The following is a 15,305-nucleotide window of genomic DNA, read 5'->3' as shown; positions in this document are numbered from 1 at the left end:
CCCGGCTACCCCCCCCCCGAAACTACAAAAAGAGCTCAGACATGCCGCTCAATCGAGGCTAGGGTGGAGGTCATTCATTTTAATATTGAAAATATAAAAAAATTGATTCTCAATAAATGGATTCAAAATTAAAAACCTGTGTTATCTGAGAAATCCGCGGGAAATCAAAAAAACATTCGTTAGGTAACCAAAAAATATTTGTCAGGCTTCGCGACGCAAATGTATTGCCTTAGCTTTCTGAAATCAAGAGTCTGAATCAAGAAAGCTTTGCGTTAAAAAAGAAGTTAAAACCTTTATATCAGAATTGTTTCCAGACATGCAAAAAAGTAAAAACCAAATCTGCGGCAGATTAAAAAATTAAATCCATCCTCCAACATCCATCTGCAAAAAAATTTTGCACGTTCTGAAAAAATGTCTACCTTCGCTTCAACTTTAGGGGTGTCTGTTTACAACAGGCTGAGATTTTACCCTTTGAACCTGATTTCTAGATCATACTAGCGTAGGGAAAAGTGAAATGACTTTGCTGTACATTCTATTGTACAATAATGGACATTCCTAAAGTATATGTAAAAATTTAGGAATGGAGCTCATAATCAACCACATCGTAAGAACTTTTGAAACACTTCCCAAAACACTGGAAGCACTACTTGCTATGGAAATTCCCCAGAAAAGAAAAGGAATTGCCGTAGCGCTCAACAACCGTATTATTCCGCAATCATCCTGGCCGGAAACATTCCTCAACAACAAAGATTCAATCTTAATTATCACTGCCACACAGGGCGGTTAACTCCAAATACCAATCATTATGGCCCATAACATCACCCGTTCGCCTTTTCCGAACTCAAAAAAAATCTATGTTGAAGGAACAATTCACCCGATCAGAGTAGCAATGCGCGAAATACAGCTAAGTCCGACAAAACTCAGCAACGGAAAAATGGATGAAAATCCTCCTGTTACTATTTACGATACATCAGGATCTTACACCGACGAAAATTTTGAAATTAATATTGAAAAAGGACTTCCAAGAATCCGAGAGCAATGGATTTTAGACAGAAATGACGTAGAAATTCTCGACGGAATTACGTCAGAGTACGGAAAAACCCGTCTTGCCGATTCAAAACTTGATGATCTAAGGTTTTCTTACAACCACAAACCGAAACTCGCAAAGGAAGGAAAAGAAGTAACCCAGTTATATTACGCAAGGCAGGGAATCATTACCCCTGAAATGGAATATGTTGCCATCAGAGAAAATCAGCGAATAGAGCAGTTGGATTCCGTTTCAAAAGAAATGGCTTTCCAGCATCAGGGAAACAGCTTTGGTGCAAAAACTCCGAAAAACAAAATCACTCCCGAATTTGTAAGAGAAGAAATTGCTGCCGGAAGAGCCATCATTCCCAACAATATCAATCATCCGGAAAGCGAGCCGATGATTATTGGCAGGAATTTCCTTGTTAAAATTAATGCCAACATTGGAAACAGTGCCGTTTCATCAAGCATCGAAGAAGAAGTGGAAAAAGCAGTCTGGGCTTGTCGATGGGGTGCAGATACCATCATGGATTTATCAACGGGAAAAAATATCCACGAAACCAGAGAATGGATCATCAGGAACAGTCCGGTTCCCATCGGAACGGTTCCCATTTATCAGGCATTGGAAAAAGTAAAAGGTGTTGCAGAAGATTTAACGTGGGAAATTTTTAAAGATACATTGATCGAACAGGCAGAACAAGGGGTTTCTTACTTTACGATCCACGCCGGCGTTTTGCTGAGATATATTCATTTAACCGCAAAACGCGTGACAGGAATTGTTTCCAGAGGCGGATCAATTATGGCAAAATGGTGTCTGTTTCACCATAAGGAAAACTTTTTGTACACGCATTTCGAGGAAATCTGTGAGATCATGAAAAAATATGATGTGGCTTTTTCTTTGGGTGACGGCCTTCGTCCCGGCTCAATTGCAGATGCCAATGATGAAGCGCAGTTTGCCGAACTGGAAACTTTAGGCGGATTAACAAAAATTGCCTGGAAACACAACGTTCAGGTGATGATTGAAGGTCCCGGTCACGTTCCTATGCACATGATCAAAGAAAATATGGAGAAACAACTGGCAGTATGTGAGGAGGCTCCCTTTTACACTTTGGGGCCTTTGACGACAGATATTGCACCGGGTTACGACCATATCACTTCAGGAATCGGTGCAGCGATGATCGGCTGGTTCGGCTGTGCCATGTTGTGTTATGTAACACCGAAAGAGCATCTCGGACTTCCGGACAAAGAAGATGTGAAAGTGGGAGTAATCACCTACAAACTGGCGGCTCATGCTGCAGATTTGGCAAAAGGACATCCCGGTGCGCAATACCGCGACAATGCCCTGAGTAAAGCAAGGTTTGAATTCAGATGGGAAGATCAGTTCAATCTTTCCCTTGATCCTGAAACGGCAAGATCTTATCACGATGAAACGCTTCCGGCGGACGGCGCAAAAGTGGCGCATTTCTGTTCAATGTGCGGCCCGAAATTCTGCTCCATGAAAATAACGCAGGAAATCCGTGAATCTGCCGAACAGGGAATGTTGGATAAATCCCAGGAATTCATCGAAAAAGGAAAAGAAATTTATATATGATCATTATTATCACTTCCGAAAAAGAGATTTATAATGAAAGCAAGATCATTAATGAATTGTTTCAGGAAGGATTGGATTTGCTTCATATCAGAAAACCTTTGATGAGCTCAGACGTAATGAAAGACTTTATCAAAAGTATCGATGTTGAATTTCATCAACGTCTCGTTTTGCACAGTCATTACGATGTAGCGAATTATTTTAATATTTCAGGATTTCATTTCAGAGAAATAGACCGGCAGAATAATATTCATGAATTTTTTATAGATAAAATCATCTCAACGTCTGTTCATGATATTCAAACTTTTAATAAGTTGAAAGTAAAATGGAATTACGCCTTTATAAGTCCGGTTTTTCAAAGTATTTCTAAAAAAGGATATGGAAAGGGTTCAAATATTTTAAATGATATTAAAAAACGAGATAATCAAAATGCAAAATTAATTGCGTTGGGAGGAATTCATGAAAATAACATCAACGAAGTTTTAAAAAGTAATGTAGATGGAGTGGCTTTGTTGGGTGCAATTTGGGAAAATAATCAGCCGGTAGAAATCTTTAAAAAATGCAGAAAAAACATCCTTTCGTAATGAGTATTGCCGGCTTTGACCCAAGCGGAGGAGCAGGGATATTGGCAGATATTAAAACTTTTGAACAGTTAAAAGTGCAGGGATTGGCTATCTGTACGGCAATGACTGTACAAACCGAATCGGATTTTTTCGGGATTCACTGGCAGCCGATAGATGAAATTTTATCAGCTGCTGATGTTTTAATGAAAAAATATAAAGTTGTAGTAGCGAAAATCGGGGTGGTAAAAGATGCTGAATTTTTATTTCAAATTATAAAAAAAATCAAAGCTTATTGCTCCGAAATAAAGATTGTCTGGGATCCTGTTCTGAAAAGTACCTCTATGTTTTCTTTTTTTGATCTCAGCACCGTTTCAAAATTAAAAAATGTAGTACAACAGATTGATTTAATCACTCCGAATTTTATTGAATACAGCATGTTGCAGGAAGCCAGGCTTTTTGAAAATCTGCAAAATTCATGCTCGATATTAATCAAAGGCGGTCATCGGGAAGACAAAATTGGAACCGATATTCTGATGGAGAACGGAAAAGAAGTTTCAATTGAGCCGAGCAGCCAAACTTCTGTATTTTATCCAAAGCATGGCTCCGGATGTGTGCTTTCCTCCGCAATTGCAAGCCATTTAGCTTTAGGACAAAATATGGAACAAGCCTGCCGAAACGGAAAAGCATACGTCGAAAAATTTTTAACAAGTAGTCCCGCCTTACTAGGATTTCATACTTAAAATTAATTATTACTACGTACAACCTCAGCTGAGTGAAACGCCCTGCAAACTTAAAACAGTAAACTATTAATGAAATATTTGCACACCTTGCATTAAAAACCTGTTCAAATAAAATGAAAAAACTACAATACATCTCTCAGGGAATTACAAGAGAAGATCAGGAAACCAACATCCGGAAAGCATTGGATAACGGTGTACAATGGATTCAGGTGCGATGGAAAAATGCTCCGGGGAGCGAATTCAGCAGACTTTGTGAAAAATCAAAATTATTGTGTTCAGGATATGATTCGGTTTGCATCATCAATGATCAGGTTCAGATTGCAAAAGAAATTGATGCAGACGGCGTTCATTTAGGATTCAGCGATATGTCGGTAAAAGCCGCAAGATACATTCTGGGAGAAGATAAAATCATCGGAGGGACTGCTAACACATTACAGGATGTACTTCAGCGAATGGCCGAGTCCTGCAATTACATTGGTCTTGGCCCGCTCAGATTTACAGCAACTAAAGAAAAGCTGAGTCCGGTTTTAGGCTTCAGGGGATATCAGGAAATCATTCAGCAATTAAAAAATAAATCACTGGAACTTCCTGAAATTTTTGCCATAGGCGGAGTAGTATTGACTGATGTAGAATTGCTACAGCAAATTGGAATTTACGGAGTAGCCGTTTCAGGTCAAATTACCGGGCAGCCATCTATCATCACTAAATTTAAAACAGCATTACAATGAATAGTCAAAAATTAACCATAGCAGACACAACCTTTGAATCAAGATTATTTCTTGGAACGGGGAAATTCGGAAATCTCTCGAAAATGACGGATTCCATCATTGCATCGGGAAGTGAGTTGGTAACCATGGCTTTAAAAAGAATTGATGCTCATTCTTCCGACGACGATATTTTAAACGCTTTAAAACCCACAAAATCCCGCCTTCTCCCAAATACTTCCGGAGCAAGAACGGCTAAAGAAGCAGTTTTGGCGGCACAGCTGGCCAGGGAAGCCTTAGAAACCAATTGGGTAAAACTGGAAATTCATCCTGACCCGAAATACCTGCTTCCGGATCCCATCGAAACATTGTACGCTACTGAAGAATTGGCCAAATTAGGATTTATTGTAATGCCGTACATTCATGCAGATCCCGTTTTATGCAAACGTCTCGAAGATGCAGGAACGGCTGTTGTAATGCCTTTAGGCGCACCGATAGGAACCAATAAAGGGCTAAAAACAATTGATTTTTTAGAAATTATCATTAGCCAGAGTAACGTCCCTGTGGTGGTAGATGCCGGAATCGGTGCACCTTCTGATGCCGCAAAAGCTATGGAAATGGGTGCTGATGCAGTTTTGGTAAATACCGCAATCGCGGTGGCGCAGAATCCGGTTAATATGGCATTGGCTTTTAAAGAAGGAGTAATGGCCGGAAGAATAGCTTTCGAATCCGGATTAGGAGCAATCACACAACATGCGGAAGCTTCAAGTCCATTAACTTCCTTTTTATTCGATTAGAAGAGAAAGAGTCCCGAAGGGACCGCCAAACAAAGGATAGGATAAATTCCTATTAAATAAATAATATTCATAGCTGTTTGATTGTAAAAGTTTTGAAGGTACGAGTCCCGAAGAGACGACCTAACAAATAACAGAATGTAGCCTTATCAAACAAATAATATTCAGATAAGTTAACAGAATGAAGAGTTTTAAAAATATTTTCGAAAAATACCGGTGGGATGAAATAAAGGTCAGACTGGAAAAAGTAACCGTAACTGATGTTGAAAAAAGCCTTCAGAAAAAAAATAAAACCATAGACGATTTTTTAAATTTTCTGTCGCCTGCCGCTGCAGATAAGCTTGAAATAATGGCAAAAATGGCTCAGAATTTTACACAAAAGCGTTTCGGAAAAACCATTCAGCTGTATGCGCCGTTATACCTCAGTAATGAGTGCCAGAATATATGTACCTACTGCGGTTTTAGCCTGGATAATTCCATTAAAAGAAAAACACTTTCAGACACCGAAATTTTGATTGAAGCCTCCGTTTTAAAATCAATGAATGTAAATCATGTTTTGCTGGTAAGCGGAGAAGCCAATAAAACAGTTGGAATTGATTACTTTTTGAATGCCGTCAGGTTATTGAAGCCACATTTTGCCAATATTTCCATTGAAGTTCAGCCCTTATCAGAAGAAGAATATCAACAGCTTCATGAAGCAGGAGTATATTCCGTTTTGGTTTATCAGGAAACTTACCATCAGGAAGTGTATAAAAAATATCATCCGAAAGGGAAGAAATCAAACTTTGGTTTCCGGTTGAAAACGCCCGACAGAATAGGAAATGCCGGGATTCACAAAATCGGACTGGGTGTTTTATTGGGTCTGGAAGACTGGCGAATTGACAGCTTTTTTAACGCATTGCATATTGATTATCTTCAGAAAAGTTACTGGAAAAGCAAGTATTCCGTTTCATTTCCGAGATTGCGTCCTGCAGAAGGAATTATAGAACCGAATTTTATCATGGAAGATAAAGAGCTTCTTCAGTTGATCTGTGCATACAGGATCTGGAATGAAGATCTGGAAATTTCAATTTCTACAAGAGAAAATGAAAAGTTCAGGAATAGCATAATTTCTTTGGGTGCAACTGCGATGAGTGCTGCTTCCAAAACCAATCCGGGTGGCTATGCAGTTGATAAAGAATCGTTGGAGCAGTTTGAAACCAGCGATGAAAGGAGCATGGAGGAAATTAGAAATATCATTAAAAAAGCAGGCTACGATCCGGTAATGAAAGACTGGGATGCAGTTTACAGTGGGATTTAAAAAATTGGAACTACTTTAAATGCAAACTTAAGAATAGCTTTCATTTGCTGAATAAATGCCTTTGTGAACGAAGAAATAGTCAGAATAATTTTAAAATTATCTTGCCTTCACTACGTTAAAAACAATAGTTTATTAATGAAAAGGGAAGATTTTTATCCGATACAGCCAACAGATCTTTATTGAAAATTCAGTTAAAGTATCAGCAAATCAATTGATCAAAATTGAATTAATATTTTAAGCCTGTGTTTTGAAACGATTTATTTTGAACACGAATAAAACTCTACCAATTTATAAATAAATTAATTTTTAAGTTTTGGCTAAAGCCGTACGATATACAAAATAGAAAAGCGGACTAAAGTCCGCTCCTATTGATAAAAAAACCAGATTTATATTTAAAAAAATAAAATATTCCTGTTCAACAAAATTATTGTCCCTGCTGCATCACGCCGCCACTCTCTTCTTTTTTCGTCTGATTTAGAATGTTGGCATCTTCTTTCGCCAGCTTATTTTTTGTTGGAATTTTATAATTTACAGACAATCCGAAGTTTCGTGTATCATACTTGCTTCTTAGGAAAACAGCCTCTCCGGAAGGTGGATTGGAACGTACCTGCATCACTTGTCCGTTGAAAATATCATTCGCAAAAACGGAAACTGTGAGACGATTGTCCATGAACTTCTTCGTCAAAGTAAGATCAAAAGAATTGTTGAAAGGCTTTTCTGCGGTGAAATAGAAATACCCGGCTTTTGGTGTCAAATAGCTGTAATTGGCAGTCAATTTAATTTCTTTCGGTAAAATGATTTGTGTCATCAGATTGAAAATCCAGAAACCCCTGTTATTCAGATTATCAATATCATGTTTCTGATATCCTGCGTAAATGTACATGAAATTAATTTTATCAGGGTTAAAATTAAACTTCATGATCTCGCTTAAAGGTTTGCTGAAAATCATAAACGGAACAGGCAGCCCTACATTGAAATTGTGAATTCTCATGTCTGAAATATTAACCTGTTCATTGAATAGATTTTTCCCGTCTTTCCTGATGATCTGTGCCACCTGGTTTTTTGCCGAGCTCACACTGTAGCCGATAAATGCATAATCGAAAGCAGAAATCTTCAGTTCATAATTATCAAAAATAGTAGGTTGAAGATTCGGGTTACCGGTTACTTGTGTATTCGGGCCCTGGAAGGTTACGTTATTCGGGTTCAGTGCGGAAATACTTGGGAGGCTTATTTTTTTATTGTAATTCGCCGCTACGTATACCTGATTCATCAGATTATACTGAACGCTGGCATTCGGAAATAATTTAAATTTATTAAAAGGAATAAGATCCGCTTCAATAAGCAGATTGGTTTGATTGTAATATCTTGTAATCCCCGAAATATCATAATTTTCAGCACGCGTTCCCAATATGAAATCAAATTTCTTGAGTTTTGCCTGAAACTCCAGATAGGTTGCAGCCGTTTGTCTTGTATAATCAAGGTTAGTAATTCCCTTGCTTTCCGTATCAAATCCCTGATGCTCATACAAGCCTCCAAGGCTTACTTTTCCGCCATCAAGCAGATTCAGTGGCTGGGAATAATCCACCTTAAAATTGGCAACTCTCATATCAGATGTATTGTCCAGAACATTTCCCAAAGAAATTCTTGGTTCAGGCGAATTGGAATCTGCATATTTCGTATCTCTGAAAATATTATTCTGAGCGAATTTACTATCGGATTTCGTATAGCCAAACTGGAAATCCAGCTTCTGAGCCTTATCTGTAAAACGTTTTTGATAAGTGACCACCGCTTCCTGTCTTGTGGTAAGCGTGTGTGCAGCATCAGACGCATCAAAACTGAAATCTCTGAAGAGATATTGCTGTGGATTGGTGTTAGGAACCGGAATTCTTTGCTGTCCGTCTCCGTTGCTTAATGTGTAATTGTCGTTATTGTTATGGTAAATATCATAATTAACAAGCAATCTGTCCTGCCCCAGATCGAAAGTCAGCCCTGATTTTGCAAAATATCCTCTTCCGAATCTATCGGTATTGCTGGTTAAAAGATTATCCTGCTGTCCGTTCAGCATACTTTCCCGATAATTTTGGCCGACATTTAATTGCCATCCAAAGATTTTATTCCTTGCATTAAGGTTTAATGAGTTGCTCGTCCTGCTTCTTAACTTATCATAGTTCGTGAACGAATAATTACCGGAGTAAGTTGCCGTTAAATATTTATTGGCATTTTTATTCGTGATGATATTCATGATGGCTCCACCGGAAGTGGCAGGGAATTCTGCACCGGGCTGGGTGATGACTTCGATTCTGTCTACCGAGTTGGCGGGCATACCTTCCAGAAAAGAGTTCAGCTCGTTGGAGGTAATATTTAAAGGCCTTCCGTTGAGGAATACATCCAGTACTTTTCCTTGATACATCATTCCTGCAATATCGGTAGAAACGAGCCCGGGAAGCTTTTTAATGCCTTCCAGTACATTGCCGTTGTTCAGCTGTGGCTGCTCGGAGAAGTCGAAAATGGTACGGTCAGCTTTTTGCTCAACGGCTTTTTTAGTTTTTGTGATCGTAATCCCTTCAATTTGCTTTTCTTTTACCTGATTATTGGTTTTTTCCTGAGCGAAAATCAGTACAGTACTCAGAATGGATAAAGCAGTTATTTTTTTTTTCATGATGTTTTTCTACTATCAGGTTAGACGCAGTAAAATGAATTTTGTTACAGAGAATAACCAGATGTGGTATTTATTTCCTTGAAGGCCTATTGCTGAATTATATTATCCACCTGAATACGAAGTCTGAATTTGAAATCAGATCAAATAAAAAAGCAACTCCAGACTGAAGTTGCTTTTTCTATTATTAATTAAATCTAACAATTAATTTTCTTGTTGCTTAATCAGGTTTAAAGCAGAACCAGCCTTAAACCAATCGATCTGCTGATCGTTGTAGGTATGGTTTGCCATGATGATATCTTTGGTTCCGTCTGCGTGAACGAATTCCAGAGTAAGTTGTTTCCCAGGAGCAAACTGCTCAAGATCTAGGAAATTAACCGTATCATCCTCCTGAATTTTGTCATAATCGGCTTCATTGGCAAATGTTAAGCCTAACATCCCTTGTTTTTTAAGGTTGGTTTCGTGGATTCTTGCGAATGATTTTACCAATACCGCTTTTACACCAAGGTGTCTTGGCTCCATCGCAGCATGTTCTCTTGATGAACCTTCACCGTAATTCTGGTCACCTACAACAATCGAAGGAATTCCTGCAGCTTTATAAGCTCTCTGTACCGCAGGAACTTCACCGTATTCACCGGTAAGCTGGTTTTTTACTTTATTGGTTTCCATGTTGTAAGCGTTTACCGCTCCAATCAGCATGTTATTGGAAATATTATCCAGGTGGCCTCTGTATTTCAACCACGGACCTGCCATAGAAATATGGTCGGTTGTACATTTTCCGAATGCTTTAATCAATACTTTAGCACCTTCGATGTTTTTACCGTCCCATGCAGGGAATTCTTCTAATAACTGAAGCCTGTCTGAAGTAGGGCTTACATTTACCACAACGTGAGAACCGTCTTCAGAAGGAGCCTGATATCCTGCATCTTCTACAGCAAAACCTTTTGCAGGCAATTCTGAACCTTTTGGCTCGTCTAATTTAATCTGCTCGCCGGCTTCGTTTGTTAAAGTATCGGTAATTGGGTTAAAGTCTAATCTTCCGGAGATTGCTACTGCAGCAACCATTTCAGGAGAAGCTACGAATGCGTGGGTATTTGGGTTACCGTCTGCTCTTTTCGCAAAGTTTCTGTTGAAAGAGTGAATGATAGAGTTTTTCTCTCCTTTTTCAGCACCTTCTCTGTCCCACTGTCCGATACATGGTCCACAAGCATTGGTAAAAATTCTTGCGTTTTCAAATTTTCTGAAAGAATCAAGGAATCCATCTCTTTCAGCGGTATATTTTACCTGTTCAGAACCAGGGTTGATCCCTAAGATTGCTTTAGGTTTAACACCTTTAGCTACAGCATCTTCCACGATTGATGCAGCTCTTGACAAATCTTCATACGAAGAGTTGGTACAAGATCCGATTAAAGCCCATTCTACTTCAAGTGGCCATCCGTTCGCTTCCGCTTTTGCTCTGAATTCGGAAACCGGTGTTGCCAAATCCGGAGTGAAAGGTCCGTTTAAGTGAGGAGTCAATTCAGAAAGGTTGATTTCTATTAACTGGTCAAAATATTGTTCAGGATTTGCATATACTTCAGGGTCACCTGTTAAGTGCTCTGCAATTTGATCGGCTGCATCTACTACATCCTGTCTTCCTGTAGAAGCAAGATATCTTCTCATAGAATCATCATATCCGAAAGTAGAAGTTGTAGCACCGATTTCAGCACCCATGTTACAGATTGTTCCTTTTCCGGTTGCAGAAAGAGATTCTGCTCCTTCACCGAAATATTCTACGATACATCCGGTACCTCCTTTTACGGTAAGGATTCCTGCCACTTTAAGGATAACGTCTTTTGCAGAAGTCCATCCGGACATTTTTCCGGTAAGTTTTACCCCGATCAGTTTTGGCATTTTAAGTTCCCATGCCATACCTGCCATAACGTCTACTGCATCAGCACCTCCAACACCAATGGCAACCATTCCTAAACCTCCTGCATTTACCGTGTGAGAATCGGTACCGATCATCATACCGCCAGGGAAAGCATAGTTTTCCAATACCACCTGGTGAATGATTCCGGCTCCCGGTTTCCAGAAACCAATTCCGTATTTATCGCAAACAGAACTCAAAAAATTGAAAACTTCCGAGTTTTTATTGATACCTTCCTGTAAATCTTTATCAGCTCCTACCTTGGCCTGAATAAGGTGATCTGCGTGTGCTGTTGAAGGAACAGCTACTTTCGCTTTACCTGCCTGCATAAACTGCAACAGCGCCATCTGTGCGGTTGCGTCCTGCATTGCTACTCTGTCCGGTGCAAAATCTACATAAGAATTTCCTCTCTCATAAGCCTGTGTAGCATTTCCTTCCCAAAGGTGAGTGTATAATATTTTTTCTGATAATGTAAGAGGTTTTCCCACTACCTGTCTTGCTGCTGCAATCCTTTCTGGGTAACGCTCGTACACTTTTTTGATCATATCGATATCAAATGTCATATCTCAAAAACGTTTTAAAATTATCAAACAATTGTAAATGTTCCCAAAATTACGAAATTTTAATATTTTATGGGAGTTATATTATTTAGATTCTTTATAAATATGAATTTTATATTTTCTATTTTCATCGTATTTTTGCAGGCATTATGGGTTTAAATAAAATAATTCAGGTTCTAAGTGTTTTAATTTCGGTAGTGGTATTTTCCCAAAAATCAGCTCCTAAAAAAGCATCTGTCAAAAAGAAAACGGTAATTGTTAAACAAAATGATGTCTTACCTGTTGTCAATCAGGATCTTCCTTTGTTGATTCCCAAAAAGAAAAATGGCAATTTCGGATATGTTAATCAAAAGGGTAAATTTATCATTCAACCCGAATATCATATCGCCGTATTTTTCTATGAAGACTGCAATCTCCTGAATTCTCCGAATGAAAAGCTGCGCAAATTTGGGACGGCGGACTATGCAACAGTTGAAAAGGATGAGATATCATACAGGGTTGACAAAAAAGGAAAAAGAGTATACCGTTTCCGTCAGGAAGATCTTGGGAAATGTGTTCGTAAAGAATATGTTCAGCAGCTCTACCAGGCCTATGTTTTAAATGGGTTTTACGGAATTATTGAAAAGGCTACCTTTAAAGACCCTGCTGATTACAGACAATTCCAAATTTATCCTCAATATGAATATCTCTTTATTCTGGAAGGCGATGATGTTGCCAATCCTATGATTGTTGCATCCAAAAATAATATGTTCGGCGTTATTGATGTGCACAACAGGATAATCATTCCATTTGAGTACAGCGACATCAAGCGTAATTTCAGCTGGAAGCTCGGTAAAATGTTTGATGTGTCAAAGGATGGTAAAAATTACTATTACATCGATTCAAATAACAAAACTTATTAAAATACCCTTTAAAATTTGGAGGCTATTGTAATAAAAACAGGTGAAAATATAAAAACTGATTACATAATGTATATTCTGCAATAATTTTGTAATTTTGCAGCAGAAATAAAGGGGTGCTGTCACAAGCTGAGATTATACCCAATGAACCTGGAACGGGTAATGCCGTTTAGGGAAATTAAAAATGTAACAATAGAACAGTATAACAATGTACCAAGTTCTTATTGTTAGACTGGTAAACTGATACATTTTTACATTAATTTAATCCGCCCCTTTTATTCATTAAATGTTAAAATTTATAGAATGAAAGGATTATTTTTTTTAGGCCTAACCGTAGGCTCAGCTGCCTTTATCCAGGCACAAAACACCGATTCCTTAAAAATAAAGGAAATTGAAGCCGTTAATTTCACCAAAAGACTTCCCGTTGCCAAAGAAATCATTAATGTTCAGAAAGATCTGGACAGCAGAAACCTCGGGCAGGATCTTCCGATTCTTTTAAAAAACCAGACTGCCGTTATTTCGACATCCGATGCCGGAAACGGAGTCGGTTATACTGGTTTCAGAATCAGAGGGGTTTCCGGAAGTGCGATTAATGTGATGATGAACGGTGTTCCCTACAATGATTCCGAAAGCCAGGGAACGTTTTTCGTTAATGTTCCTGATCTTACCAGTTCAGCTTCTCAAATTCTTATCCAGCGGGGAGTAGGAACGTCAAACAACGGCTCTGCTGCTTTCGGAGCAAGCGTTAATGTTCTTTTAAAAGATCCGGAAGAAAAGTTTTATGTAAAAACAGACGACAGCTACGGATCATTCAATACCTATAAATATTCTGCCGAAATCGGATCCGGAAAATTCTGGGGAGACCGACTTTCCGTTATGGGAAGATATACGCATATTAATTCAGACGGATATATCGACAGAGCTTTTTCAAAGCTGCATTCTTATAATTTCACGGCTTTATACGAGGAAGGAAATACAAGAATCCGTTTAATGGCTTTCGGGGGAAAAGAAAAAACGTATCAGGCCTGGAACGGAATCGACCGTAAAACCTGGGAAACTGATCCGAAATTCAATTATTCAGGAGCAATTTACGATGCGAACTGGGAAAATATTGTGGGCTTTTACGATAATGAGACCGATAATTACCGACAAAACCACTATCATTTGCTTTGGGAACAGAAATTTAATGACCGATGGAATCTTGAGACAACCGTGCATTATACCAAAGGAAAAGGATATTATGAAAATTATAAGCAGGGTGATCCATTCGTCAGATATAACTTACCGGATTTTGGAGGTGAAGAATATTCGGATTTTATCAGAAAAAAATGGCTGGATAATGATTTTTATGGGATTGTATCAACTCTTTACGGAAAATTAGGAGTTGTCGATTTAAATTTCGGGGCAGTCGCCAATCAATATTATGGAAGACATTTCGGAAATGTAACCGGCGTTTTTGTTCCGCAGATTGATGAATTTGAATACTATAGAAACCGTTCCGTAAAAAATGAAGTCGCGGGTTTTGCAAAAGCATTAGTCAGAGTAAACGACTTTGAATTTTTCGGAGATCTTCAATTGAGAAATGTAGACTACAATACGAAAATTATTGCATCGGGAGACGGTGAAGGTGCCAATCTCGATAAAAACTGGCTGTTCTTCAATCCAAAAGCAGGAATCAATTATAAAATGAACAACGGAAAAATATTCATTTCCTATGCTCATGCACACCGCGAACCGAATCGCGACGACCTTTTAGCGAATAATGACGTCAAAGCAGAAAAACTCCACGATTTTGAAGCTGGACTGGAAAGGCAATTCGGACCAGTGTCTTTCACTGCCAATTTATATTACATGTATTACGTCAATCAGCTTGTTTTAAATGGCGAGCTGAACAATGTAGGCGCATTTATCAGAACCAATTCCGGGAAAAGTTTCCGAAGCGGGATCGAGCTCGGCGCTTTAGCTAAACTTTCAAAACAATGGGAGCTTAACGGGAATGTAAGTTTCAGCAACAACAGAAATTTAGATTTCAAAGTGGAAAATGATAGCGGTGTTCAGGATCTCGGGAATACCCAGATTTCATTTTCACCGGATATTATTGCCAATCTTGCAGTGAAATTCAGTCCGGATAAAAACTTCCAGTTTTCCCTGCTCAACCAGTACGTCGGAAAACAATATCTGGATAATTCTGAAGACCCTAATCTGCAGCTGAATGATTATTTTCTGACAGATTTTAATGCCCAATATCAATTTAAAATCAAAAACAACGACATCGCCCTGAAACTTCTCGTGAACAATATTTTTAACAGAAAATACGTGAATAACGGAGCGGTTTGGGACGGAGAACCCTATTATTTTTCACAGGCCGGGACCAATTTTATGTTCGGCATCAGCTGGAAAATACAATAAACATCAGGCTATATTGAAATAATTATAGTAAAGTTAGATTAAGGCTGCTCCGGCAGTCTTTTTTAATTAAATGATCCGTTATTTTAGGAGCTTTTTCGCGCTTTCCGCACTCGCTATTTCTTTGGATTTGGCGGCGCGGCGAAGCCGCGCCCCCCCA

11 protein-coding genes and 1 riboswitch are annotated in these 15,305 nt (G+C 38.7%); of the genes, 9 read left to right on the top strand and 2 right to left on the bottom strand.

Annotated elements, in window-relative coordinates:
* Positions 1 to 424: 424 nt before the first annotated feature.
* Positions 425 to 523, top strand: a riboswitch (TPP riboswitch).
* A gap of 57 nt (positions 524 to 580) precedes the next feature.
* The 7 genes from thiS to thiH all read left to right on the top strand — a co-directional run bounded on the left by thiS (position 581) and on the right by thiH (position 6,715).
* Positions 581 to 787 (top strand): sulfur carrier protein ThiS, encoded by a 207-nt coding sequence (gene thiS / locus SOP96_RS17050; RefSeq protein ID WP_326322103.1) that lies wholly within the window; start codon positions 581 to 583, stop codon positions 785 to 787.
* Positions 788 to 805: 18 nt separating this feature from the next.
* Entirely contained in the window at positions 806 to 2,617 is a 1,812-nt protein-coding gene (thiC, locus tag SOP96_RS17045) for a phosphomethylpyrimidine synthase ThiC (protein ID WP_326322102.1), read from the top strand.
* Complete coding sequence (locus SOP96_RS17040) at positions 2,614 to 3,198, top strand: thiamine phosphate synthase (protein ID WP_326322101.1); 585 nt, start codon at positions 2,614 to 2,616, stop codon at positions 3,196 to 3,198. The genes thiC and SOP96_RS17040 overlap by 4 nt, the downstream gene beginning before the upstream one ends.
* The gene (locus SOP96_RS17035) at positions 3,174 to 3,917 is read left to right on the top strand and encodes a hydroxymethylpyrimidine/phosphomethylpyrimidine kinase (RefSeq protein ID WP_326322100.1); all 744 of its coding nucleotides are present in this window, start codon (positions 3,174 to 3,176) and stop codon (positions 3,915 to 3,917) included. Before SOP96_RS17040 ends, SOP96_RS17035 begins: the two co-directional genes overlap by 25 nt.
* Positions 3,918 to 4,030: 113 nt before the next feature.
* Positions 4,031 to 4,645 (top strand): thiamine phosphate synthase, encoded by a 615-nt coding sequence (locus SOP96_RS17030; RefSeq protein ID WP_326322099.1) that lies wholly within the window; start codon positions 4,031 to 4,033, stop codon positions 4,643 to 4,645.
* A complete protein-coding gene (locus SOP96_RS17025; RefSeq protein WP_326322098.1) occupies positions 4,642 to 5,418 on the top strand; it encodes a thiazole synthase in 777 nt (258 codons plus the stop codon). The genes SOP96_RS17030 and SOP96_RS17025 overlap by 4 nt, the downstream gene beginning before the upstream one ends.
* A gap of 178 nt (positions 5,419 to 5,596) precedes the next feature.
* The gene (gene thiH / locus SOP96_RS17020) at positions 5,597 to 6,715 is read left to right on the top strand and encodes a 2-iminoacetate synthase ThiH (RefSeq protein WP_326322097.1); all 1,119 of its coding nucleotides are present in this window, start codon (positions 5,597 to 5,599) and stop codon (positions 6,713 to 6,715) included.
* 424 nt (positions 6,716 to 7,139) lie between these two features.
* Here the strand turns inward: thiH and SOP96_RS17015 are convergent, their stop codons facing one another.
* Both SOP96_RS17015 and SOP96_RS17010 read right to left on the bottom strand, forming a co-directional pair.
* Positions 7,140 to 9,374: an outer membrane beta-barrel family protein gene (locus SOP96_RS17015; RefSeq protein ID WP_326322096.1), complete on the bottom strand. Its 2,235-nt coding sequence runs from the start codon at positions 9,372 to 9,374 to the stop codon at positions 7,140 to 7,142.
* 201 nt (positions 9,375 to 9,575) lie between these two features.
* A complete protein-coding gene (locus tag SOP96_RS17010; RefSeq protein WP_326322095.1) occupies positions 9,576 to 11,843 on the bottom strand; it encodes an aconitate hydratase in 2,268 nt (755 codons plus the stop codon).
* Positions 11,844 to 11,989: 146 nt separating this feature from the next.
* Here SOP96_RS17010 and SOP96_RS17005 point away from each other — a divergent pair, with 146 nt between their 5' ends.
* Together SOP96_RS17005 and SOP96_RS17000 are read left to right on the top strand one after the other, a co-directional pair.
* Positions 11,990 to 12,742: a WG repeat-containing protein gene (locus SOP96_RS17005; RefSeq protein WP_326322094.1), complete on the top strand. Its 753-nt coding sequence runs from the start codon at positions 11,990 to 11,992 to the stop codon at positions 12,740 to 12,742.
* A gap of 300 nt (positions 12,743 to 13,042) precedes the next feature.
* The gene (locus SOP96_RS17000) at positions 13,043 to 15,148 is read left to right on the top strand and encodes a TonB-dependent receptor (RefSeq protein WP_326322093.1); all 2,106 of its coding nucleotides are present in this window, start codon (positions 13,043 to 13,045) and stop codon (positions 15,146 to 15,148) included.
* Positions 15,149 to 15,305 lie beyond the last annotated feature (157 nt).

Source organism: Chryseobacterium salviniae (assembly GCF_035819015.1).
Taxonomy (GTDB): Bacteria; Bacteroidota; Bacteroidia; order Flavobacteriales; family Weeksellaceae; genus Chryseobacterium; species Chryseobacterium salviniae.
Note: the sequence above shows the minus strand (reverse complement) of the source record. Positions and strands in the feature narration are given on the sequence as shown.